Source organism: Danxiaibacter flavus, assembly GCF_041060425.1.
Classification (GTDB): Bacteria; Bacteroidota; Bacteroidia; order Chitinophagales; family Chitinophagaceae; genus Danxiaibacter; species Danxiaibacter flavus.
In genome coordinates this window covers 359,117-384,995 of sequence record NZ_JAULBC010000005.1, presented here as the reverse complement: position 1 = coordinate 384,995, position 25,879 = coordinate 359,117, and the positions used below count along the sequence as shown (strand labels likewise).

The window sequence follows — 25,879 nt, the reverse complement described above, 5'->3', positions numbered from 1 at the left end:
TCTAGATATGTACCCCCTTTCACATACATTTCTCGGCAGCCTTGAAATAGCACAAAAACAGGAAAATCCTTCATTTGTAAAAACCGGAGCGCACTTTCTGAGAAGAGCGTTTGAAAGAACCGATTTTACATTTAACAGCGGGAATGCGCCTTATATGATTGATTACACTGTAAGAAACTATGGTTATGTACACAAAGCGGTGATTAACATTGTGGGCTATTCCGCAGCATATTTTTTAAAGAATGGTGTAGATGCGTATGTGGGTAAATGGCATCCTGACGATTTTGAAATTTACAACGAAAACATATTTCCGGAGAACCTGACTTTTTTGAGCAATCACGCGCCGGAAAAATCTGTCAACTTCGTCTTCTCACACACATTCCGTATAAAAACACAAAAGGGCGATTTTGCAACGCTCCTTCAACGGTCAAGTTTTATTTTATCTCCCGAAGGTGTTCCGCTTGGAACAGTAGGATATGTTACAGATATAACACCTTTCAAGCGGGACAAGTGCATGACCCATGTGATAGAATGTTTGCATAAACCCGGTGGCACAAAAAAAGCGGAAATTGTTTATCAAAAGAATTACTATCCCGAGCTAACAATGCTGGATATTAGCCGGCGGGAAGCAGAAGTGCTGAGATGGATCTGCGATGGACTGAGCAGCAAACAAATTGCTGAAAAAATGCGGATCAGCATCAATACGGTCAATAATCACCGCAAAAGCATGCTGCAAAAAACTGATTGCAAAAATTCATTTGAGCTGCTCAGTTTCGCCGTAAAAAATGGTATTATTTAAACACTTCATCGGCATATTCTGCGAGTAACCGGTTAAAAATCCGGGGCTGTTCAAACGTAACAAAATGCCCGGCATCCGGCACTATTGTTGGAGCATCACGCCAAAATGGCAACGGAACGTTATCCAGATAGTTGTTGTTTACGGAAGCTTCTTCGCGGCCGAAAATGAAAAAAGTAGGCCTGCCGTATTGTTGCACCAGTTCAATTTCGTTAGCTATTGTTCCGCTTAAAGCTGTTTGCAGCACAGATGGTCGGAACGGCGGGTCTGCCTTATCATAGTCTTCCCTGAATAACCTTACCTCGCCAGCTCCGCTGCGTGGTAAAGCGTTGATCCAGAATTTATCTACTTGCTCTTTTGGCGGATGGTCGGTAAAGATCACAGTTGCGTCAAAATCAGGATGAGCAACATCACTAAATGCAATTTCTCCTCCGAGCAGGCATGATCCTGCAAATACAAGACCGGCAGGCTTTAAATCGAATGCCAGGGTTTCGGCAACTATGTTGGTACCCAGGGAAAAACCTGCGACGATATATTCTTTTTCTCCGCTAAGCTCAACAATCGCTTTGGCGACCACTTCACCCATTGCCGGCAAACTATAAGTTTTTTCCAACGGAAACTTGTCAGACTGTCCGTGACCGGGAAGGTCGAAAGCAATCAATCTGTAATCTTTTAAATCCGTGTCGGTCAACTGTTTTTTCCACATGCGGGCAGTGCATGAATTACCATGAATAAAGAAGATTGTTTTTTCTGCGCCGGGATTTGCTTCAAGATAAGAAACGGACAAGCCGTCGGTTGTTAGTGTTTTTGGTGTCATGCCAGGTTGAAAATTTTCAGTCTGAAAAACTAATGTATTATTTTCAAGTGGAAGAGAATAGTTCCTTTAATCATATATTTTTTTCGGCGAGTGGGTACAATGTTGCCAAAAACAAATGCTGCATAATCTATATTAGAATCTCAATGTAGCCGTAATCCCACTTGCATCTCCCGAATAAAACGGCGCGAATGATAAATTTTCCTTTTTCTTTTTAATCCGGTGCAATTCAGGAACAAGTATACCTGATGCTGCTCCGGCTATAAAACCGGTAATAACATCCGTCTTAAAATGTTTCCCTGCCCGTGTACGGTAAAAGCCTACTACCGCTGGCGGAACAGAAGCAATGCCATACCACATCATTCGCTTCCAGCCTTTGACGTGATTATAATCGGTATACACTTTTGCGGCATAAAATGTGGATGCCGCTGCGAAACCGGTGTGTCCGCTAAAGAATGAATTGGTTTTTCCGTCACCCACCTTATCCTGCAAGGCCACTTCAGGATTATAAGTAAAAGGCCTTGGCCTGCGGACGGAAAACTGTGCAGCAAAATAAAGGGCATTGTCAACTGCGTGAGTTACTACATACATGGTCAGGAGGTCCAGCCAGTCATGCCGGATTTTCTTGTCAATCACCAGCAATGCCGGGCTGAAAAGCGCCACATTCAAAAGCAGGTCGGACTTTTTGCTTGCATTTTCAAATCCTGAAGGATTCAAAAAAGCAATTGGTCTGTCGAAAGAATTAATGCTGTAGGGATCTAATGCAGCTGCTTCACTTTCCGATAGAGACGCAATCTTTCCCAATTGTTTAAAGCCAAGATTGGAAAGCCCGATCGCTGCCACTGAAGCCGGTAATTCGTAACCAAGGTGAACACGATATATTTTTTGATGCTCATCTGTCTTTTGCGCGAAGGAGCATGTACAGACAATACACAATAAAAGCGTAAATATTTTTGCCATGAGGATAATTGAGCGCTTCCCGTCACAACAAATTATCGTAAAAGACGAGGTTGCTATCTGCAATATACAATTCAAACGTGAAGTAAGTATCCCACACCCCGCAGTTGTAAGACACTTGCATGCTTCAGAGCTTTTCGGGCTTTACGTGTCCTACATTTTCAGATGTAGGACACAACCCTTTGCTACCTAACCTCTATAACTTTTACAGGACATGCTGTTGCTGCCCTTTCATTAATATCAGTTTCCTCATCGCGGATGCGTAATGTCCAGAATCCTTTCTTTTCAATTGAATTCAATAAAACACTTTTACCATCCTTTTTAGACATGCGCCAGAATTCCGGTGCCTGTTCTGTGCAGTAATTGCAGCCAATGCATTTATTTCTTCTATAAACAATGGTAGGCATGCATTACTGATTTGCGTTTACTATTTTGTAAAGTTTATCTGACGGACGAATAGCGCATTCCAAAGGAAATGCACATCGATCACCTTTAGTCGCAAATTCTGCGGCTCCTGAATCATTTATATGCAGGGAGCTTATTGTCGTTTCAACTGCACCAGTTGTTGGTCCGGTGACTAATATGCGGTCGCCAACATGCAATTGATAAGCTTCTATTTCAAATTCTGCAATCTGCGTTTTACTATAATAATGTTTACCTTTTCCCAGGTAGATCTTTTTAGTAGTTGCCTTTGACCCCGAAGCATTGCTCCATTCTCCCATTTTCTGACCTAAATAATAACCGCCCCAAAAGTCACGGTTATACACTTCCCGCAGCCGGTTAGTCCATTCAAATATTTTTTCTTCACTGAAGATGCCTTCTGCGCATGCGTCTATTGCTTCGTGATAGCAGGATGTTACCGTTTTCACATATTCAGGACTACGTCCACGTCCTTCAATCTTTAATACGGAAACGCCTGATGCGATAAGTTCATCCAGAAAGTCGATGGTCTTCAGATCTTTGGATGACATGATGTATTCGTTGTCGATCTCCAATTCAACATCTTCTTCAATATCTGTAACACGGTATTTGTGCCTGCAATTTTGAATGCATGCCCCGCGGTTCGCGGATGCATTGTGGCTGTGCAGACTCAGATAACATTTTCCTGAAACAGCCATGCATAAAGCTCCATGTGCAAACACCTCTATTTTAACAAGCCTGCCGGAAGGTCCATAGATCTGCTGTTGCTGTATCTCATCACAAATAGTCTTTACCTGTTTCAGGCTAAGTTCACGGGCCAGTACCATTACATCCGCAAAATGTGCATAGAATTTGATGGCTTCAATATTGGAAATGTTTGCCTGTGTAGAAATGTGCACTGGCATTTGAATAGATGAAGCATAAGCAAGAACGGCCTGATCTGCAGCAATTACGGCATCGATGCATGAGGCTTTCGCCTGTTGAAGAATTGTTTTGATCAGGGAAAGATCGTGGTCGTACACGATAGTATTCAGCGTTAGATAGGCGCGGACATTGCTTGCGTGGCATTGTTCAGCGATAGCAGAAAGATCCTGCAAGGTAAAATTCATCGTTGCCCTGGCGCGCATATTCAACTGATCAACACCGAAATACACAGCGTCGGCGCCTCCCTGGACGGCTGCAGTTAAAGATTCAAAATTTCCGGCAGGAGATAGTAATTCAATAGAAGGTGACATTCTTCACAGTTGCATTTAAAAATGCGGCAAAGGTGGAGAGGATGGGGGAGATGGAAAATGATAAAAGTCATGGGAAAGCTCAAAGCCTAAAGCTTAAAACTAAAGCCATTGTCGACTACTCAGAACTGCCTTCCAATCTTTATTATGTCTACTCCGAAAAATTTTATTAAGCGGTGTAGCTTATTTGTAGCTATATCCGGTTCTAAGCTCTGGGCTTTAGCTCTAAGCTTTTTCCTGCCTCCCAGGCAACCCCGGCGCCATCTCGACGTATTACTAATTATGGTACCGCAAACAAACACAATTCCTCATTAAACGTAATTAAATGAAAAAGTTTAAAACCTCATGGTTGTTATATATTGTTGTTGCAACATGCCTGGTGTCTGTTTCGTGCTCTAAGAGTAGCAGTTATAATTCTAATTCTACTCCAACGCCAAAACCGAGTATTCAATTAATCAATAATTCGACCTTCGGAAATATCCTGGCGGACAGTATGGGAAGAACACTGTATTTCTTTTCACTTGATGTAAGTGGCGCGTCTGCTTGCACTGGTGGTTGCCTTGCAGTATGGCCGGTATTCCTAAAGGAAAATCCTACATTATCTGCCGGTTTAAATGCCAGCGACTTCGCTGTGATCACCCGCTCCGATGGCTCTAAGCAGACAACTTATAAAGGATGGCCGCTTTATTACTATGCAAACGATGCTGCTGCCGGAGATGTTAATGGAGATAATGTAAGCAACATTTGGTTTGTTGCAAAGCCGGATTACTCAGTAATGGTTGCCAAAGCCCAGCTTGTTGGATTAGACGGTGTGCAGTATAAAAGCGATTATACTCCGGGAGCTGAAGCTACTTTCTTTATTGTGGACAGTGTCGGTAAAACACTTTACTCATTTAAGCCGGACAAGATGAATACAAATACGTTCACCAAACCTGACTTTAGCAACAATGCTATTTGGCCAATTGCAGAAATAAACGGAGTTAATATGGTTCCAAGTTTTTTAAGTAAAGCGGACTTTAGTTCCATCCAGGTATTTGGCCGCACACAGCTTACTTATAAAGGATGGCCGTTATATTATTTCGGAGCTGATAATAGCACAAGAGGTAGTACAAAAGGTGTAAGCGTTCCAACGCCTGGTATATGGCCAATTGTAAACAACAATACAACCGCGGCGCCGCCGCAATAACGGAAGGCCGTATCCGCATGTAGAGACGTTGCATTGTAGAGACGTTGCATTGCAACGTCTCTACGCATTATGCATTGCAACGTCTCTACCATTGCAACGTCTCTACAAATTAACCGCCCGTTAAATCCAGTATCCTGTTTTTATCCGTAATAATATTTGCCTTCAAATCATTTAAAAGCGAATACAACCCAAAATATGTTCTGTTAATATAAAGCGAATGCCGGGAACCCCTGGCATTTTTTGAATCCCTTATTTCCTTAAGATTCGATATGTATTCCATGTAAGAGTAAATCTCTTCGAAGTAGGCGTCGTTACCAAAATCAAAAGTTTTTTTTGTGAACGGCAAGGTGGTGAGGTCAATCATTTTTTGAAACAGTTGCGAGAAAAATGCTACTTCTTTTGGCGTGTCACCAGGATGAATCATTTCCAGGTTGAGATAGATTTGTTTCCGTTCCTCATCATTCTTTAAAATTTCCGGCTCAGTCAGTTTAAAATAATTCACATAGAAATCTTCAGGAATTTCTTTAATACAGCCAAAGTCAAAAACACCAACGGTACCATCATTGCGCATCAGGAAATTGCCCGGATGTGGATCTGCGTGCACTTTTTTAAGTTGATGTACCTGGAACTGATAAAAATCCCACAGAGCCTGACCAATTTTATTGCGTACTTCCTGCGAAGGCCTGTCTTCTAAAAACTCTTTCAGGTGCTTGCCTTCCAGCCAATCCATCGTGATGATCTTTTCTGAGGAAAGCTCCGGATAATATTTGGGGAAAACCAGGTTGGGTATATACGCGCAAAGATCAGATACTTCAACGGATCTTCTAAACTCCAGCGTATAATCTGTTTCTTCCAGCAACCTCGTTTCTATCTCATCAAAATACTTATCCATATCAACCTTGCTCATACCTACAAGCCGCATGGCAAAAGGCTTTACGATGCGGAGATCTGTCCGGACACTGTTCGCCACACCTGGATATTGTATTTTAATAGCCAGCTTTTTCCCATCTTTCCAGGCGTGATGTACCTGGCCGATAGATGCAGCATTTGCAGCACTGATCTCAAACTTATCAAAAAGCTGAGCCGGCGTTTTGCCTAATGTCTTTATGAATGTATTTATAACAAGCGGACCGGATAAAGGTGGTGCACTGTATTGCGACATGGCAAAACGTTCTGAATATGCCTTGGGCAGCATACCTCGGTCCATACTCAACATCTGTGCAACCTTAAGCGCGCTTCCTTTCAGATTGCTCAGTGTTTCATAAATGTCCTCTGCATTTTCCTGGTGAAGATCTTCTTTATCAATCTCCGGATCAACCAGTTTGCGGGTGTAATGTTTCAGGTAATTGGTGCCAACTTTGAAACCGGTAGACACAAAGCGGCCCGCTCTTTCTATTTTGGAAGTAGGGATCTTAGATTGTTCTTTCATGTATATCTGGATGGAGCAGAAAAAAGTTCTTGTCCATTATTTTTTTGTGAAGAGAAATTTTCCGAAGTCAACCAGGCTGTCTAACGTGTTTTCAATAATAAGTTTGAAGCTGAGGTTAACAGCTTTTTCAATAGCCGCATCTGTCATTTCGAATTTCTCGCTGGTATCAGTCAGCCAATAACGCAACACGAATAATGCCTGCACCCAAAATCCATGAACATACTTGTCGGAAATGTATTTTCTTTCTTTTATTTCATGTGTGGAATAACCTTCTTTAATCAGGTTGCGCACATATTCGTAAAAGGCTTTGCGGAAATTTTCCAGCACATCTGGTTTGGGTTGCATCACACCATAATTGATGAGTGATTTTTTGTGCAACAAAATATAACTTCTGTGCTCTTTTAATGTTTGAACCCATACAAAATAGAATGTTAGCAATTTCTCTCTTACCGTGTATCGCTTGTATGTTTCGTCATTCTGTATCTGATCAACCGTTTTATTGAAATAATACAGCCAGATATCCTTCTCTATGGCTTCAAAAGAGCTGTATTCATTGTAAAAATCGGGCTCTGATATATCAAGTTTTTTACAAAAAGTAAATACTGAAATGGGCCTTGTTCCATTCTCGAGCCAGTACAGCTCGTAGGCGTCGCGGATTTGTTGTTTATCCATAAAAAAGCGTTTAGATTTTAAGGGAGAATAAGCGTAGAAAATCAGATAAGTAAAGATAGCACACAATAAGTTGCAGGAATCTTAATAATTGATAAGGGAAAATTCCTGCCCGACTAAGGTCGTTCAGGCGGGGAAAATTGACAATGGATCGGCGGAGGATTTTAATAATTGATAAGGGACAATTGAAAATTGAAAATGAAATTGAACGAAGATTTTTCCTGGATTGGCGACTGTTCCTGAAAATAAAAATTGAGAGTTGCAACCTATTTTAGGCATGCACACATTGTCAATTATCAACTCTCAATTTTCAATTAAAAAACCCCTATTTCTTCTTCATGTTTTGTTTCTTATTCTTCGATTTTGCTGTTATTTGGGTTTGAAGGTCCTCATCGTATGGATGCCCAACAGCATGATGACTGTCTGCTTTACCAACACCCTGGCTTGGACCTTTTGCAGCTATGTTTCTTTGCGTATCAGGATTTTCTGTAGAAAAACCTAACTTATCTGTTTTAGTGTTTGGCATGACTGAAAATTTTAAAAATTAAGTAATAACTACCTTAATCAAATTTCCATGCCAGTATTGGGTGTTTATACCCTAAGATGATAGTCATGCGCCTATGCACGACCGGTTCACGCGGTTTTTTAACGGTATTTTTTATCTCAATTTAATTAACCGTACGCTAAGCGCAGATTAGGTTTTTATTGAATTATAATTAGATTTGCCGCAATGGCAGATATTAATATTATTGAGCTTGCAAAAGATTTAAACCTTTCAAAATCCACCGTATCCCGGGCCTTCCGAAACAACAGTGGCATCAATAAAGAGACAAAAGAAAGGATCCTCGCGCGCGCGAGGGAGCTCAATTTTACACCTAATCACCACGCCAGTAATCTGCGAATTCAAAAGAGCAACACTATTGCGGTTATTGTTCCCGAGATTGCAAACAACTTCTTCTCCAAGGCCATTAACGGAATAGAGCAGGTGGCGAAAAAGAACGGTTATAGTGTTCTGATCTGTCTGACAGATGATGAGTTTGAAAAAGAGGTTTCCTTCGTTCAGAACCTCAGTAATGGAAAAGTGGATGGTATCATCATGTCCGTTTCAGGGGAGGAGCAGGATCACAGCTATTTGAAAATGCTTCAAAAGAAAAATATCCCGCTGGTATTCTTTGACCGTGTGTATGAGGATATTGAAACCGCGAAAGTAACTACCAACGATTATGAAAGTAGCTTTCTTGCCACGGAACACCTGTTACAGCAGGGCTGTAAAAGAATTGCCTATCTGGTGGTGAATAAAAATTTGTCCATTGGTAAAACGCGTATGCAGGGCTACCTGGATGCGCTGGATAAATACGGCATTGAGACGGACGATAATCTTGTTGTTGATTGCAGCAATGAGCTTACACAGAATATTTCCATTCTTTCTGATACATTCTCCAAATTGCGACCGGATGGCGTTTTTGCATCGGTTGAGCGTCTGGCTATTGCAACATACTACACCTGCATGGAGCTGAATATTTCTATTCCGGAACAGGTTAAAGTAATAGGCTTTTCCGGTCTTGAAATAGCACCGTTATTGAATCCTGCATTGTCAACTATTATTCAACCAGCTTATAACATGGGGCTTGAAGCAGCAGATGTGCTGTTCAAGATACTTGCTGATGATGAAACCAAAGCAGATTTTGCGACACGGAAAGTTGTGCTGAACTCTGAGTTAATACAACGCAAATCTTCGGCGGTTGGAACTATGTAATTTTTGGTTGGAATCGCTCGCTACGCTTCGCGATTGGAAGAAAATTTAAACCATATAAGGCATATAAGAGAATATAAGTAGTTGTTTAGAAGTATGAGCTCCGTAAACATATGCTATCATATTCACAAAAAAACTATAAACGGAAGGTTAAGCTTGCGGCGGACGAATTCTACCCGGCGTCAACCTTATATTCCCTTATATGCCTTATATGGTTTAAAAAAATCCTCAAATGGTTCATTAATTCAGCGTTCAAATTTTGCAAAAACGTTTTTTCATCTTCTTACTTCGGGAACGTTCCCTAGAAGTTATCCACATGTTTTTATTTCAATTTATGAAATAATTAAATGTTTTTATAGCTGATATAAAATAGATTAAAAAATAAAATCCCTCTTTTACAAATTCATTAAAAATGTAATGTTAATAACTTCGAAATGACTTGTTAATTTTCGGGAACGTTCCCTACTTACTTTTATACCCGCTAACCGCTGTTAGCAACAAACTAGTCACTTTAAATTACGAGCCAGATGAAAAAAACATCTCCCTTGTGGAAATTTGTACTCCTCAGTGTATGCTCCCTGCTATCTACTTTTCTCTACGCCCAACAAAAAGGTTCTATCGAAGGAAGAGTTACAGGTGAAAACAATCAGCCCCTCGCCGGCGCATCTGTTACCATCAGAGAACTAAATAGAGGCACAGCTGCCGACATAGACGGCCATTACAAAATTGCCAACCTTGCCGTTGGTAAATACACAATCACAGTCAACTTCATCGGGTACCAGCAGCTGGAAAAAACGCTTCAGCTAAGCGGTGATGAAACACTTGACTTTACGCTGCAACATGGCACTACCGATATTGGTGAAGTGGTTGTTATCGGCTATGGTACTGCGCGCAAAAAAGAATCAACAGGTTCTTTAAGCACGGTTACTTCAAAAGATTTTCAGAAAGGATCTATAACAACTCCGGAACAACTGATTGCCGGTAAGGCGCCGGGCGTTTCTATCACTTCAAACGGCGGAGCGCCTGGTAGCGGAAGTACCATCCGTATTCGCGGTGGTGCTTCACTTAGCGCCAGCAATGATCCGTTGATCGTGATTGACGGAGTGCCTTTGGCTTATACTAAAAATCCTGATGGTTCTGCCGCCGTATCCGGTGTAGCCAATCCGCTTAGCCTGATCAACCCGAACGATATTGAGTCAATGACGATTCTTAAAGATGCGGCATCAACGGCCATTTATGGTTCCCGAGCTTCTAACGGTGTGATTCTTATCACCACCAAAAAAGGAAAAGCCGGAAAGCCTGTCTTCAACTTCAATACGCAATTCTCTTTGTCAAAAGTAGCAAGGAGAGTGAATGTGCTTTCTGCCAATCAATTCCACACTTTGGTCGATTCACTGGGAACGGATGCGCAAAAAGCATTGCTTGGAACAGCGAACACAGACTGGCAGGATCAGATCTATCAGACAGGTATAACTTCAGATAATAACCTGAATGTTACAGGTTCTGTAAAGAATATCCCTTACCGTGTATCTGCCGGTTATCTTGACCAGACAGGCATTTTGAAAACGGATAAAATGCAACGCGGTTCTTTAGGAATAAGTCTTAATCCTAAATTTTTTGACAACCACCTGAAAGTTGATCTTAACCTGAAAGGCGCTGTCACCAAAACACGTTTTGCTAACCAGGATGCCATTGGCGCTGCTGCAACCTTCGATCCAACACAACCTGTGTATGCAGAAGGAAAATTCGGCGGCTATTATGAGTGGACAAAAGGTACAGGTGAAGATGCGATTCCCAACGGGCAGGCAACACGCAATCCGGTTGCTTTGCTGATGCAAAAGAACGATGAAGGCCAGGTTGAAAGAAGCTACGGCAACATTCAGTTCGATTATTCGTTTCATTTTCTTCCTGAACTGCATGCCAACTTAAACCTGGGTTATGACGTATCGCACGGACACGGCGATGTGTTTATTCCGGCCTATGCTGCACAGGCATGGACAGACTCAGGCAGAATGTCAAAATACAAACAGGAGATTGCCAACAGGGTTGGTGAGTTTTACCTGAACTACAACAAAGACATCAAATCTATCAAAAGTAACATCAACGCAACTGCAGGTTATGGTTACTATGATAACATGAGCACGAACTACAATTACTACACATTACGTGCGAATGGTGATACCATCATGAATACAAAACCGGCGTTTCCTTACGATAAGCCAAGGAACACCCTGATCTCTTACTATGCTCGCCTGATCTACACTTTCGATGGAAAATATATTCTCGCAGGTTCTATCCGTTCAGATGGTTCATCACGTTTTGCAAAAGATTCCCGCTGGGGTTACTTCCCTTCTCTTGCCTTCACATGGCGTTTGAAGGAAGAAGAATTTCTTAAAAACTCCAATGTGCTTTCAGACCTGAAACTGCGTTTAAGCTATGGTAAAACAGGCCAGCAGGATGGTATAGCCAACTATTCTTACCTGCCTGTATATGCACTTAGTAACAATACTGCGCAATACCAGCTTGGCAATTCATTGTACAATATGTACAGACCAAGCGCTTATGACAGCAAGTTGAAATGGGAACAGACTGCAGCTTACAACGTGGGTGTTGATTATGGCTTCCTGAAAAACAGGATTAACGGTAGCATAGATTTCTACTACAAGAAAACTTCTGATCTGTTAAGCGTTATTCCGATCCCCGTTGGTTCCAACTTCGCTAACCAGTTGCTGACAAACGTTGGAAATGTGGAAAACAGGGGTATTGAGTTTAACATCAACGCCAATGCAGTAAGAACAAGCAATTTTAACTGGGACATCGGCTTCAACTTCACTTACAATGTGAACAAGATCACCAAGCTTACAGCAGTTGCAGACTCCAGTTTCCTGGGTAACCCAACAGGTGGTATTGCCGGTGCAACAGGATATAACATCCAGATGAACTCTGTTGGTTATAACACCAACTCATTCTTTGTGTACAAACAAGTGTATGATGCGAATGGTAAACCAATTGAAGGCGCTTACCAGGATCTGAACAAAGATGGCATCATTAACCAGAAAGATCTTTATCACTACAAATCTCCGTTCCCGAAATTTATCCTTGGCTTCAGTACCCAGCTAAATTACAAGCAATGGGGACTGAACATGGTGATGCGTGCAAACCTGGGTAACTATATGTATAACAACGTTGCATCCAACCTGGACAGAACGCAAACAATGTTGAATCCATTGGAATATTTACAGAACGGAACAACAGATGTATTAAATACAAACTTCAAGTATTCACAGGCGTTGTCTGACTACTATGTGCAAAATGCATCTTTCCTGAAGATGGATAACATTGGCCTTACCTACAACTTAGGAAAATTGGGTAAAAGCAGGTTTGGATTGATCCTGAATGCGAACTGTCAGAACGTATTTACTGTAACAAAATACACAGGTGTTGATCCGGAAATCTTCGGCGGTATAGATAACAAGTTCTATCCCAGACCAAGAATATATACTGTGGGCGCAAACCTTGCTTTCTAATAATTCTAACGGTTAAAACTAAACAGATGAAAAAGAATTTATTTAAATATATATGTGTGGCTCTGGGTTCTGCAGTAATTGCAACATCATGCACCAAGGATCTGGACCGCACGCCGACAAATGATATTACTGCGGATGTTGTGTACAAAACACCTGCAGGTTACAAACAAGTGCTTGCAAAAGTCTATGGAAGCTTTGCATTGACTGGTAACGCAGGTCCTGCAGGTTCGCCTGACGTACAGGGGCTTGATGAAGGTAGTAATGCCGATTTCCTGCGTACATTCTTCAACGCACAGGAAGTAACAACAGATGAAGCCATCTGCGGATGGAACGACCCGGGCATTCCGGATCTGCACTATCAGTCATGGACATCAACAAATCCATTCCTATTGGGTTTGTATGACCGTGCTATTTTCCAGATCAGCATGTGTAACGAGTTCATCAGGGAATCTGCAGATGATAAAGTTGCTGGTCGCGGTATTAGCGGAGCTGATGCAGATGACATTAAACATTACAGGGTTGAAGCGCGCTTTCTCAGAGCGTTTCAGTACTGGGTGCTGATGGATCTGTATGCAAATCCTCCATTTGTTACGGAAAATGATCCTATCGGTAAATACCTGCCTCCTCAAATAAAAAGAGCAGATCTCTTTACTTATGTAGAGAAGGAACTAAAAGAAATAGAACCACTGATGGTTGCTCCTCACCAAAATGAATACGCACGTGCCGACCAGGCTACTGTTTGGGCATTATTGGCAAGATTGTATCTGAATGCTGAAACCTATACAGGAACAGCCAGGTATACGGATGCGCTTACTTATGCAAACAAAGTAATTGCCGGCGGCTATGACCTGAAGGCAAAATACAATCAACTGTTCCTGGCTGATAATAATAAGAATAACAACGAAGTCATCTTTCCAATTGCTTATGATGGTTTACATACACAGAGCTACGGCGGTACTTCTTTTATTATTAACGCGTCAGTTGGTGGCAGCATGGATCAGAAATTATTCGGAATCAGTAGCGGTGGATGGGGCGGCTTACGCACCACAAAAAATCTGCCTTTGCTGTTTGGAAACTATGCGACGACTAAAGATTCACGCTCCATGTTTATGGGTGACAAGATCGAGATTGACAATGTATCTGCATTTACAGATGGCCTGGCTGTTGCAAAATTCAGAAATGTAAATTCAGACGGAACACCGGGCAGCAATGTTTCTCAAAGCTTTAGTGATGTGGATTTCCCGCTTTTCCGCCTGGCTGAACAATACCTGATCTACGCTGAAGCGGTATTGCGCGGCGGCACTGGTGGTGACAAAGCAACTGCAATAAGCTATATCAATAAACTGCGTCAGAGAGCTTATGGCGATGCTTCGGGAAATGTAGCAGATATTAGTCTCGATTTCATTCTGGATGAACGTGCACGCGAATTGTACTGGGAAGGTTTCAGAAGAACCGACCTGATAAGGTATAACAGGTTCACCACCAGCAACTATGTATGGCCATGGAAGGGTGGTGTGAAAAACGGTACCGGTGTGGATGCACATTTCAACATCTTCCCGATTCCGGTTACCGACCTTACTGCTAACCCCAACTTAAAACAAAATGATAAGTACTAATCATTACAAATCTCGTGTCATGAAAAAAAGACTCACCATATTAACATTGCTTGCTGCGCTTGTTTCGTTGTTCGGCGTATCCTGTAAAAAAGATGAAGTACGCACTACAGCGAACCAGGGCAGTGCAATTACACTCGCTGCTTCTCAAACGGATTTTGTTTTAAAGAAAGACAGCGCAGCAAACAATGCCGCTACGTTTACAAGCTCCGCATCCAACTTTGGTTACGATGCGGTGGTTACCTATACATTGCAGTTTGGCAAAAAAGGAAAGAACTTTGATTCCGCACAGTCGGTAGGGATGACTTTCGCAAACGGTACAGCATCAGCTACCTTAACAGTTGATCAGCTGAATAGCATTGCTTTGAAACTTGGGTTGACAGCCTATACTTCTGATGCTGCCGAAGCAAGGGTACAGGCAAAGATCAGCGATTCATATCCTGCCACTTATTCAAATGTGGTTGATCTCACCATCAATTCATACCTGAAAGAGTCCTGGTTATGGATGCCCGGAAGCTACCAGAACTGGTCTCCTGCAACTGCGCCACAGCTGTATTCCGGGGATGGAAAAGGCTTGCATTCAGGCTATGTAAATTTCCCCGATGCAAACACCATGTTTAAGATAACCAGCGCGGCAGATTGGAACCATACCAATTATGGAACGGGCGGTCCTGGTAAATTGAGCACAACCGGTGATAACCTCACAGTACCAGATCCCGCATACTACCTGATAGAAGCGAACATTGATGACCTTACCTGGAAATATACTAAAACAGTTTGGGCAATCATTGGTTCTGCAGTTGGTGGATGGGATGCCGTAAATGATCAAGTGATGCAATTTGATGCCGCCTCAAATACATGGAAATTGACATTGTCACTTGCCGCAGGTGAAATGAAATTCCGTGCGAATAAAGACTGGGCAATAAATCTTGGAAAAGGGGATGCAGAAGGCACGTTGACAAATGGTGGCGCCAACCTGGTTATAGATGCAGCGGGAACATATGATGTAACGCTAGACCTGAGCAATCCCGCGAAGTTTACCTACATACTGAAAAAGCATTAAAAAATTGGAATCAGCTCCAGCTCTCAGCCTTAAGCGTTCTCCAATATTATGGTTGTAACGTCTTACGGCTGATAGCTCATAGCTGAAAGCTCATAGCATGAAAAGAGTATTCTCCCTTTTTCTTACGCTTATTGCATTTTCTGTAGCCTGTAAAAAAATAGGTACTCCTACACAGGAGCAGCCTGCTACCCCTTCTGTTACACAACAGCAGGGCCTGATAACATGGTCTCCGGATTTTCCTTCGGCGAACGATACTATTGTTATTACATTCGACGCTTCAAAAGGAAATAAAGAACTGAGCAATGTTGCAGGAGATGTTTACATCTATTCAGGTGTGGTAACAGATCAAAGCAATGGCGGCTGGAAATATGTGAAGTACGATTGGAGTGTCGCAGCCCCTGCTGCGGCGAAAGCAAAGGCTTTGGGAAATAATAAATTCTCCATAAGCTTTGTTCCCCGTTCTTTTTATAATGTTCCCCAGGGAGAAAAAATATTGAAGCTCGCGGTTCTGTTTCGCAATGCCGATGGATCTAAGGTTGCGCGCAATGCTGATGGAAGCGACATGTTTATTCCGGTTTACGATCACACTCAATTAAATCTTCGCTTTACCAATCCAGAGTTTGAGCCAAAGTTCAACCCGGTGCCGGTGGGTGTTAATGCAAGTGCTATCGGTGATGAAGTGAACATATCAGCTATTTCTTCACAAGCAGCAAACCTCACCTTAATGCTGAACGGCGTAACATTTGCTTCAGCAGCCAATGCTACAACCATTAGTGGTAAGGCAAAAATAACAGTTGGCGGTCCGCAGTTAATCAAGGTGGTTGCCAACAATAGCGTTGAACAAAGTTTTCTTTTAACAGGCATTGTTGAAGTTGCGGATCCTCCTGCCGGGGCGAAAGACGGCGTTACTTTTATCAATAACGGGACGTCTGCCATTTTCAAATTATATGCACCTGGTAAACAAAACCTCTTTGTGATAGGAGATTTCAATAATTGGCAGCCAGATCCAAAAGGATTTATGAAGCGGTCATTAGATGGCAATATATGGTGGATTCAGATAGACGGACTGGATCCGAATAAAGAATATGCTTATCAATACCTGGTTAATGGCAGCCTGAAAATCGCAGATCCGTACTGTGAAAAAATATTGGATCCTGATAACGACCAGTATATTAACGCTTCCACCTATCCTAACCTGAAAGCTTATCCGACAGGAAAAACTACGGGCATAGTGAGTGTCATGCAGGGAAACCCGGCAAGCTATGTGTGGCAGGTTTTAAACTTTACACGTCCGCAAAAGCAGAACCTTGTAATTTATGAATTGCACATGCGTGATTTTATGGCGGCGCATAATTACAAAACGCTTGAAGATACATTAAGCTATTTAAGCCGTTTAGGCGTGAACGCAATTGAGCTGATGCCAGTTAATGAATTTGAAGGCAATTCAAGCTGGGGTTACAATCCTGATTTTTACTTTTCACCTGATAAATACTACGGCACAAAAAATGAGCTGAAGGCACTAATAGACAAATGTCATCAAAAAGGAATGGCGGTAGTGTTAGATATGGTGCTCAATCATTCGTTCGGACAGTCACCAATGGTGCAATTGTATTTTGAAAATGACAAACCGGCGGCAAACAGTCCGTGGTTTAACCAGCAGGCAACACATCCTTACAGTGTAGGATACGACTTTAATCACGAAAGTCAGGCTACAAAATATTTCTGCAAAAATGTAATGAGATTCTGGATGCAGGAATATAAAATAGATGGCTATCGCTTCGATCTGTCAAAAGGGTTCACTCAAAAGAATTCAGGCGATGATGTAAATGCATGGAGCCAGTATGATGCAAGCCGCATTGCTATCTGGAAAGACTACAACAACTTCATCAAAACTGTTGATAATAATAATTTCTATGTAATACTCGAACATTTTGCTGAAGACAGGGAAGAACAGGAACTTTCTGCTGAAGGAATGATGTTGTGGAATAATTTGAATGCCAGCATGAACCAGGCAACAATGGGCTATTCCGATGGCTCAGACCTTTCAAGAGGTTTTTATTCTGCACATGGTTTTACTCAACCTTACAATCTCGTAACCTATATAGAGAGCCATGATGAAGAAAGACTGATGTTCAAGAACATTCAATACGGAAATGCTTCTGGTAGTTACAGTGTAAAGGACGAGGCGACAGCACTGAACCGGCAGAAAATGGCAGCTGCATTCTTGTTTGCCATGCCCGGGCCAAAAATGATCTGGCAGTTTGGTGAACTAGGTTACGATATTTCGATTGAACAAAACGGAAGAACCGGCGAAAAGCCAATACTGTGGAACTACAGGAATGATCCCGGTCGCGTTGCGCTATATAATGTGTTCGCGAAAATGGCGTCATTGAAAAAGAACAATGAGGTATTCGCAACAACCAATTTCCAGTATGATTTAAGTGGAAAAACAAAATCTATAAAACTTACTGGTACGAATTCAAATGTTGTAGTGGTGGGCAATTTTGACGTGGTGCCGCAGGAGGTAAAAATCCCGTTTCCGGCATCCGGAACCTGGTATGATTGTCTGAATGGCAACGCAGCGATAACCGTAAGTGGAAATTATGCGGCAACGCTGCAGCCGGGCGAATATCATTTGTTCAGCAGTAGCATTTTAAACTAAAATTGAGAGATCGATATTTTAAAAGTGATCTTAAATATTAACTTGTTATTGGTCTCAGGTTTGTCTCAGGAATTTTGATTCATTTTGAAACAACAATGCTCATGAAAAGAAAGATTGTTTTTTTTATCGCGTTTGTTTTTATCATTTCGCAAGTACACGTAGGTGCACAATCGATCGCTGCGCTCGATCGCGTTGAACCGATGAATTGGTTCACAGGGATGAAAAATCAGCAGTTACAGCTGTTGGTCCATGGGAACAATATCGCATCACGCGCCATTAGCATCAATTATCCGGGTGTGCAATTGGTGAAAGTGAATAAGGTAGAAAATCCAAATTACCTGTTCATTGATCTGAATATTAATGCATCTGCAAAACCCGGAAAGTTTGATATCAGTTTTTCATCAAATCAGAAAAAAGAAAAGAAACTTACTTACGCCTACGAGCTGAAAGAAAAAAATACTTCAACCAACAGGGCGCAGGGCGTTACAAATAAAGACTTTATTTACCTGCTGATGCCGGATCGTTTTTCCAACGGGGATAAAACAAACGATATTGTAAAAGGCATGAAGGAAACCACGTTGAATCGTGACTCCATGTATTATCGTCATGGTGGTGATATAGAAGGTGTGATGAATCACCTGGATTACCTCAAGGATCTTGGCGTTACTGCTATATGGATGACGCCGGAAATTGAAAACGACCAGCCGCAGGCATCTTATCATGGGTATGCAGGAACTGATTTTTACAAGATTGATCCGCGTTACGGGACAAACGAATTGTATAAAAGTTATGTGGAAAAATGCCACAGCATCGGTCTGAAAGTTATTAAAGATGTTGTGCCCAACCATTGTGGCAATGAACACTGGTTTATGAAAGACATGCCCATGAAAGATTGGGTGCATCCCTGGCCAAAGTATACGCAGACAACATATAAAGATCAACCTGCAATGGATCCTTACAGATCTGATATTGACTGGAAGTTGCAGGTAGACGGATGGTTTGTGCCAACCATGCCTGATATGAACGAAAGCAATCCTTACGTGGCAACTTATCTTACCCAAAACTATCTGTGGTGGATTGAATATGCTGGCGTTGACGGTTTTCGTATAGATACTTATCCATACAATGATCTGAAGTTTATGGCTTCATGGATGACCGCCGTGAAAACTGAATATCCCAACTTTTCCATTTTTGGTGAAGCACTGGTAAACTCAGTGGTAAGCCAGGCCTTTTATTGCGAAGGCAACATGATCAACCAGGGATTTGATACGAAGCTTCCGGGTGTAACAGATGTTGCGGTAAAAGAAGGTATTTATGAAACGCTGAATGGCAAATTCGGCTGGACCAGTGGTGCCTCAAAATTATACAGTGTGCTGTCTGAAGACTTCGTTTACAAAGATCCTACCCGCAACCTGCTCTTTATGGATAACCATGACATGAGCAGGTATTACTCGATGGTTGGTGAAGATCTTGCAAAATATAAAATTGGTCTTTCCATCTTATTAACCACACGTGGAATACCGCAAATGTATTATGGCACAGAAATTCTGATGAAGAATTTTTCTAATCCTGATGGCCTGGTGCGCTTCGATTTTAAAGGAGGATGGGAAGGCGATAAGGAAAACAAGTTTACTGCAGAAGGCAGAACTGCACAGGAAAATGATGCATTTAATTTTGTCCGCACACTGGCCAATTACCGCAAGAACAACGAAGTTTTGCAAACCGGTAAATTAATGCAATATGTGCCTGAAGATGGTGTGTATGTGTACTTCAGGTATAATGATCAGAAAACAGTAATGGTGATTGCAAATCCCGAAGAGAAAGAACATACAATTACAACAGCCCGCTTTGAACAAAGAACGAAAGGCTTTACGCAAGCCACTAACATAGTCAGCGGTGATAATATAACCATTGCAGAAAAGATCACTATTCCGGCTAAGACCTCGTGGGTACTGGAATTGAAATAATTGAATATTAACTTTTGAATAAGAATGGGAAACACTATTACAACCTGCATTTTTGATCTGGATGGCGTTATTGTAGACACGGCTGTATATCATTACAAAGCGTGGCGACAGATGGCCAACGAGTTGGGATTTGATTTTTCAGAATTGCAGAATGAAAAGTTGAAGGGAGTGAGTCGCATAGACTCATTAAGACTGATCCTTAGCTGGGGAAATGTGGTAAAAGAAGAAGAGGAAATTCAGGTATTGGCCAAACATAAAAATGACGCCTACCTGGCAATGATAGAACAGATGACACCTGAAAACTTATTGCCGGGAGCACACGATTTTTTGGTCGCAGCAAAGGAGAAAGGTTATAAAGTGGTTTTAGGATCCGCCAGTAAAAATGCGAAACTGATATTGGATAAAACAGGTGTGCTGCCGTTGTTTGATGCAATTGTTGATGGAAATATCGTGACAGCTTCAAAACCAGATCCGCAGGTGTTTTTAAAAGGCGCTGAGTTGGTGAATGAGCGGCCGCAGCACTGTGTGGTTTTTGAAGATGCCGAAGCTGGTATTGAAGCAGCGAAGCGGGCAGGCATGCATACGGTAGGCATTGGCTCGGCCGAAATTTTGCACGGCGCGGACATCCTTGTCAGCGGCCTCAACAAAATAACCATCGCCGACATTCAATCAATATAAGTTTCACGCGGAGAATACAGTTTCACGCAAAGGGTGCAAAGAAGGAGCGACGCAAAGAATAAGCCGCCGCGTCGCCGCCTCTCCGCGCCCGCCGCGAGAAACTTTTGAAAGGTTCACGCAAAGGTCGCAAAGAAGCAACGACGCAAAGAATTAAACCGCTGCGCCGCCGCCTCTCCGCGCCCGCCGCGAGAAATTTTTGAGAGTTTCACGCAAAGCCCGCAAAGGAGCAGCGACGCAAAGAATTAAAACGCCGCGACGCCGCCTCTCCGCGCCCGCCGCGAGAAATTTTTGAGAGTTTCACACAAAGCTCGCAAAGGAGCAACGGCGCAAAGAATTAAATCGCTGCGCCGCCGCCTCTCCGCGCTCGCCACGAGAAATTTTTGAAAGGTTCACGCAAAGCTCGCAAAGGAGCAACGACGCAAAGAATTAAACCGCTGCGCCGCCGCCTCTCCGCGCCCGCCGCGAGAAATTTTCGGAAGAAGTTTCACGCAGCGTCCGCAGCGGAGCAACGACGCTACGAATAAAATGCCGCGCCGCCGCTTCTTAGCGTTCGCCGCGTGAAACAATAGCAAAGCGGGAAATAAATTTTAGAATCAAGTTTTAATCAGCATATGAAGCAATATATTAAAGCGGATGAGTGGAAGATTATAGAGGAAGGTTTTGTTCCTTCCTACAATAAAATTTCGGAAAGCATATTTAGCGTCGGCAATGGCCGCATGGGCCAGCGTGGTAATTTTGAGGAAACCTATACAGGAGAAACACTTCAGGGAAATTATATTGCAGGCGTTTATTATCCCGATAAAACGCGCGTTGGTTGGTGGAAAAATGGTTACCCTGAATATTTTGCCAAAGTGCTCAATGCTGCCAACTGGATCGGCATTCGCGTTCAGATAGATGGCGAAGAATTGGATCTGCATACATGCACAGTAGAATCTTTTCGCCGCGAGCTGAATATGCAAGAAGGTTATCTGCAGCGTTCCTTTACCGCGACTTTACCATCGGGCAAACAAGTGGCAGTTACTTCAACACGTTTTTGCAGCATAGTTGATGATGAGACAGGTGTGATAAGCTACTCGGTTACTCCATTAAACTTTAGCGGCCTCCTTACTATAACACCTTTTATTGATGGTGATATAAAAAACCAGGATTCAAATTACGATGAAAAGTTCTGGGACGAAATAAGCAGAGATGTACATCCGTCCGGTGCTTTCATTACGCTTCGCACAAAGAAAACCGGCTTTGATGTTTGTTCCGGAATGCATTTTTGCGTTACGCAGAGAGGTGAGCAGCTGGATCTGCCGACAGAAGCGATCACAAAAGAAAAATTTGTTGGGATCTCCTGCAGTCTTGCTGTTAAAGCAAACGAAGAAACGGTTATCTATAAGTATGCTGCGAATCTTTCCTCGGAAAATCATCCGCGTGAGCAATTGCTGTCTGCTTGCGAAATGCAGGTGAATGCAATTGTAGCCAAAGGCTTTGATATGATGCTTCAGGAGCAGAAAGAAGCCTGGGCAGCCAAATGGGCGGAAAGCGATATTGTTATTGATGGAGATGTTTCCGCACAGCAGGCAATCCGGTTCAATATTTTTCAGCTGAACCAGACTTATACGGGCGAGGATGCAAGATTGAACATAGGTCCCAAGGGCTTTACAGGTGAAAAATATGGTGGTTCTACTTATTGGGACACCGAAGCATATTGCGTGCCTTTTTACCTGGCAACAGCTGATGCCAGGGTTACGAAACAATTGCTGCTATATCGCTACAATCAATTAGGTAAAGCAATTGAAAATGCAGAGAAGCTTGGCTTCAACAAGGGTGCCGCGTTATACCCGATGGTAACGATCAATGGGGAAGAATGTCACAACGAATGGGAAATCACTTTTGAAGAAATTCATCGCAACGGCGCCATAGCCTATGCAATTTATAATTACATACGCTATACAGACGATAAAAGCTATATGGCAGATTATGGACTGGAAGTATTGATTGGCATTGCGCGGTTCTGGAACCAGCGTGTTAACTGGAGCGAGGCACGTAAGCAATATGTGATGTTGGGGGTAACCGGTCCGAATGAATATGAAAATAACGTAAACAATAACTGGTACACCAATATGCTGGCATGCTGGTGCATGGACTATGCCATCCAATCTGTACAATTTGTACGTGAATCCGCTCCTGATAAATTCCGGACACTGACTCATAAACTTCAGTTCAATGATGCTGAAGAAATTGGTAAATGGCAGCACATCATCGACAATATGTACCTTCCGGTTGATGAAGAAAGAGGAATTTTTCTTCAGCAAGACGGGTTCCTGGATAAAGAGCAAATATTGGTGAAAGATCTTCCTGCAGACCAACGTCCGATCAACCAGAAATGGAGCTGGGACAGGATCTTACGTTCCTGCTTCATCAAACAGGCTGATGTATTGCAGGGCATCTTCTTCTTTGAAGAGAATTATGATCTTGATACGATAAGAAGAAACTTTGATTTTTATGAACCAAGAACGGTTCACGAAAGTTCTTTGTCGCCATGTGTTCATGCTGTTTTGGCCGCGAAGCTTGGTGATGAAAGACGAGCTTATGAATTCTATTTGCGCACGGCCCGTCTTGACCTGAATGATTACAACAATGACACAGAAGACGGACTACATATTACGTCAATGGCAGGAACCTGGATGAGTATCGTGCATGGATTTGCGGGCATGCGTGTACAAAATGACCGGCTGATCTTTAATCCGTTTATTCCCGGCAAATGGAAAGCCTTTTCATTTAATATTGCCTTCCGTTCAGCAATCATAAATGTGCAGATCAATAAAGAAGGTGTTCATTTAATCAACCGTTCAGCAAAAGCAGTTAATATTACAATAGAAGGAAAAGAATATTTGTTAAATGCACATACGAAGTTGGATATAAAAACAGAAAAGGTTAATGTGGAAGTAGTATAGATTTTTTTGAACGTCGAGGGCTGTATTTAATTGTCCTACACTTTTAAAGTGTAGGACAATTAAATACAGGATGATGACTTATATTCCCTTATATGCTTTATATCCAATTAGTGAATAGTGAATGGTCAATGGTGAAGGGCTCAAACAGGCTGCGTAGGTATAAACTACTCTGGTCAGTATTAACCCCGGAGGTAAGGTCTTATACGACCTTATATGACTTATATGGTTTAAAAAACCTCGCTTCGGTCAGCTTTGGGCTTTAAGCTTTATCAGTTGTGCCAGGAAACGTTGGCGCGGCCTACACTTTACTTATATGGTTCAATCCCCAAAATTCCCAGCCAATGAAAAAGGTTCGAAAAATATTCAATTGGTTCTTTATTCTACTCGTGTTTTTCTTGCGAGCTACAGTTGTGGTCGCGCAGCAACGAGATACTGTTGACCAAAAGATGATCGTCTATCAAATGATGGTTCGCTTATTTGGCAATACGAACTCAACGAACGCATATTATGGTTCAATTCAGCAAAACGGTGTTGGCAAGTTCGGCGACATAAATGGCAAAGCGTTAGAAGAGCTGAAGAAACTTGGAGTTAGCCATGTTTGGTACACTGGCGTAATTGCACATGCAACAATGACTGATTATCGGGCCTTTGGTATTCAGCCAGATGATCCGGACATTGTAAAAGGTCGCGCGGGTTCTCCCTATGCCATTCGTGACTATTATGATGTAGATCCCGATCTTGCCGTAGATGTCAATAGCCGAATGAAGGAGTTCGAATCCCTGGTTGATCGTACACATCAACACGGATTAAAAGTGCTGATTGATTTTGTCCCCAATCATGTTGCGCGTACCTATCATTCCAAAACAAATACATTTGGCGTTAACGATGACACTACCAAAGCATTTTCTGCATCAAACGACTTTTATTATATCACTGGAAAAAGTTTTATTGTCCCCGGAGGTGTAAATGCCGGAGGCGATGATTTCAAAAGTCCGTTAAAAGACGGGAAGTTTGCTGAAAGTCCGGCGAAAGCAACCGGAAACAATGTATTCTCCAATAAGCCTTCCATCGATGATTGGTACGAAACCATCAAGCTAAACTACGGTGTTGATTATTTAAATAAAGAAGAAAAACATTTCCAGCCGATACCGCCTGTATGGACAAAAATGCGTGATATCCTGCTGTTTTGGGCTGGAAAACATGTTGATGGTTTCCGTTGTGACATGGCTGAAATGGTGCCGGTTGAATTTTGGAGCTGGGCCATTCCGCAAGTAAGAAAAGTGAATCCTGCTATTGTGTTTATTGCGGAAGCATACAACCCGGATGTTTATCGCAAATACCTGGGAGAAGGTGGCTTTGATTATTTATATGATAAAGTTGGATTGTATGATGCTGTTAAACGGTTGACAAAGAATGAAGCGAAAGGCAACACGAAAGATATTGTAAGCATTGCCAGCAATGAACGCTCAAATTATTATGGCAAACTGCTTCGGTTTATGGAGAACCATGATGAAGAACGGATCGCATCTAAAGATTTCGCTCAGGATGCGTGGAAAGCGGTTCCTGGCATGGTGGTGTCTGCAACGTTGTCTAACGGTCCGTTAATGCTGTATTTCGGGCAGGAAGTGGGAGAGAAGGGTGAAGGAAAAGAAGGCTTTGGCGGCGATGACAACCGTACCACCATGTTTGATTATTGGGGAGTTCCGGCGCATCAGCGGTGGATGAATGATGGTGCTTTTGACGGAACAAAATTGTCTGCTGATCAAAAGGCATTACGTTCGTTTTATGTTAGTTTATTAAACGCAGTAAAAAGTAACGAAGCTATTTGTAAAGGAAAGTTTGTTGTAATTGATCAGCCAGAGGCTGGAGATAAAACGATTGCTTATGTAAGATATACTGAAAAGAAAAAGGTGCTGGTTGTTGCTAATTTCCATGCGGAGAAGGCTTTGGCAACAAATATTGTACTGCCGGCAGAAGTTTCATTGAGCAAACAAACCGTTACAGTAACCGATATTTTAAGCCACAGGAAGCGTACTTTGAAAAATGCAGGTAAAGGGATTAATGTACAGGTGCCTTCGATGCGCGCAGTCATATTAGAAATAGATTGAGAAAAGATGTGAGGCGATTGAAATAATAAATAAATTGTAGCCACTGAGAAAATGTTAACC

General features: G+C 42.3%; 18 protein-coding genes. 11 read left to right on the top strand and 7 right to left on the bottom strand.

What is annotated here, in order from left to right:
• Window positions 1-7: 7 nt before the first annotated feature.
• Window positions 8-799: a helix-turn-helix domain-containing protein gene (locus QTN47_RS16485; protein ID WP_369330499.1), complete on the top strand. Its 792-nt coding sequence runs from the start codon at window positions 8-10 to the stop codon at window positions 797-799.
• Here the strand turns inward: QTN47_RS16485 and QTN47_RS16480 are convergent.
• From QTN47_RS16480 to QTN47_RS16465, 4 genes are all read right to left on the bottom strand, one after another.
• Window positions 792-1,613: an alpha/beta fold hydrolase gene (locus tag QTN47_RS16480; RefSeq protein WP_369330498.1), complete on the bottom strand. Its 822-nt coding sequence runs from the start codon at window positions 1,611-1,613 to the stop codon at window positions 792-794. The two genes, QTN47_RS16485 and QTN47_RS16480, sit on opposite strands and share 8 nt — an antisense overlap.
• 132 nt (window positions 1,614-1,745) lie before the next feature.
• Window positions 1,746-2,570 carry a phosphatase PAP2 family protein gene (locus QTN47_RS16475; RefSeq protein WP_369330497.1) on the bottom strand — a complete coding sequence of 275 codons (825 nt, stop codon included), beginning with the start codon at window positions 2,568-2,570 and terminating at the stop codon, window positions 1,746-1,748.
• Between the two features lie 182 nt (window positions 2,571-2,752).
• Complete coding sequence (locus QTN47_RS16470) at window positions 2,753-2,974, bottom strand: ferredoxin (protein ID WP_369330496.1); 222 nt, start codon at window positions 2,972-2,974, stop codon at window positions 2,753-2,755.
• Window positions 2,975-2,977: 3 nt separating this feature from the next.
• On the bottom strand, window positions 2,978-4,222 hold the full coding sequence (locus QTN47_RS16465; protein ID WP_369330495.1) for a peptidase U32 family protein: 1,245 nt from the start codon (window positions 4,220-4,222) through the stop codon (window positions 2,978-2,980).
• Window positions 4,223-4,544: 322 nt separating this feature from the next.
• Here QTN47_RS16465 and QTN47_RS16460 point away from each other — a divergent pair, with 322 nt between their 5' ends.
• On the top strand, window positions 4,545-5,405 hold the full coding sequence (locus QTN47_RS16460; RefSeq protein ID WP_369330494.1) for a hypothetical protein: 861 nt from the start codon (window positions 4,545-4,547) through the stop codon (window positions 5,403-5,405).
• A gap of 109 nt (window positions 5,406-5,514) precedes the next feature.
• On the opposite strand, the gene QTN47_RS16455 is transcribed toward QTN47_RS16460, so the two are convergent.
• The 3 genes from QTN47_RS16455 to QTN47_RS16445 form a co-directional block, all read right to left on the bottom strand.
• Window positions 5,515-6,834 (bottom strand): ABC1 kinase family protein, encoded by a 1,320-nt coding sequence (locus tag QTN47_RS16455; RefSeq protein ID WP_369330493.1) that lies wholly within the window; start codon window positions 6,832-6,834, stop codon window positions 5,515-5,517.
• A gap of 36 nt (window positions 6,835-6,870) precedes the next feature.
• Window positions 6,871-7,506: a TetR/AcrR family transcriptional regulator gene (locus QTN47_RS16450; protein WP_369330492.1), complete on the bottom strand. Its 636-nt coding sequence runs from the start codon at window positions 7,504-7,506 to the stop codon at window positions 6,871-6,873.
• 322 nt (window positions 7,507-7,828) lie between these two features.
• A complete protein-coding gene (locus tag QTN47_RS16445) occupies window positions 7,829-8,029 on the bottom strand; it encodes a hypothetical protein (protein ID WP_369330491.1) in 201 nt (66 codons plus the stop codon).
• 204 nt (window positions 8,030-8,233) lie between these two features.
• On the opposite strand from QTN47_RS16445, the gene QTN47_RS16440 reads away from it, so the two are divergent.
• From QTN47_RS16440 to QTN47_RS16400, 9 genes are all read left to right on the top strand, one after another.
• A complete protein-coding gene (locus QTN47_RS16440; RefSeq protein WP_369330490.1) occupies window positions 8,234-9,259 on the top strand; it encodes a LacI family DNA-binding transcriptional regulator in 1,026 nt (341 codons plus the stop codon).
• Between the two features lie 524 nt (window positions 9,260-9,783).
• Window positions 9,784-12,783: a SusC/RagA family TonB-linked outer membrane protein gene (locus QTN47_RS16435; RefSeq protein WP_369330489.1), complete on the top strand. Its 3,000-nt coding sequence runs from the start codon at window positions 9,784-9,786 to the stop codon at window positions 12,781-12,783.
• 26 nt (window positions 12,784-12,809) lie between these two features.
• Entirely contained in the window at window positions 12,810-14,399 is a 1,590-nt protein-coding gene (locus tag QTN47_RS16430; protein ID WP_369330488.1) for a RagB/SusD family nutrient uptake outer membrane protein, read from the top strand.
• A 19-nt stretch (window positions 14,400-14,418) separates the two neighbouring features.
• On the top strand, window positions 14,419-15,459 hold the full coding sequence (locus QTN47_RS16425; protein ID WP_369330487.1) for a SusE domain-containing protein: 1,041 nt from the start codon (window positions 14,419-14,421) through the stop codon (window positions 15,457-15,459).
• A 97-nt stretch (window positions 15,460-15,556) separates the two neighbouring features.
• Window positions 15,557-18,121, top strand: coding sequence for an alpha-amylase family glycosyl hydrolase (locus QTN47_RS16420; protein WP_369330486.1), 2,565 nt, complete (start codon window positions 15,557-15,559; stop codon window positions 18,119-18,121).
• 101 nt (window positions 18,122-18,222) lie between these two features.
• A complete protein-coding gene (locus QTN47_RS16415; RefSeq protein ID WP_369330485.1) occupies window positions 18,223-20,088 on the top strand; it encodes a glycoside hydrolase family 13 protein in 1,866 nt (621 codons plus the stop codon).
• 24 nt (window positions 20,089-20,112) lie between these two features.
• Complete coding sequence (pgmB, locus tag QTN47_RS16410) at window positions 20,113-20,766, top strand: beta-phosphoglucomutase (protein ID WP_369330484.1); 654 nt, start codon at window positions 20,113-20,115, stop codon at window positions 20,764-20,766.
• 611 nt (window positions 20,767-21,377) lie between these two features.
• Window positions 21,378-23,711, top strand: a complete 2,334-nt coding sequence (locus QTN47_RS16405; protein ID WP_369330483.1) for a glycoside hydrolase family 65 protein — start codon at window positions 21,378-21,380, stop codon at window positions 23,709-23,711.
• A 341-nt stretch (window positions 23,712-24,052) separates the two neighbouring features.
• Complete coding sequence (locus tag QTN47_RS16400) at window positions 24,053-25,819, top strand: alpha-amylase family glycosyl hydrolase (RefSeq protein ID WP_369330482.1); 1,767 nt, start codon at window positions 24,053-24,055, stop codon at window positions 25,817-25,819.
• The last annotated feature ends 60 nt before the right edge of the window (window positions 25,820-25,879 follow it).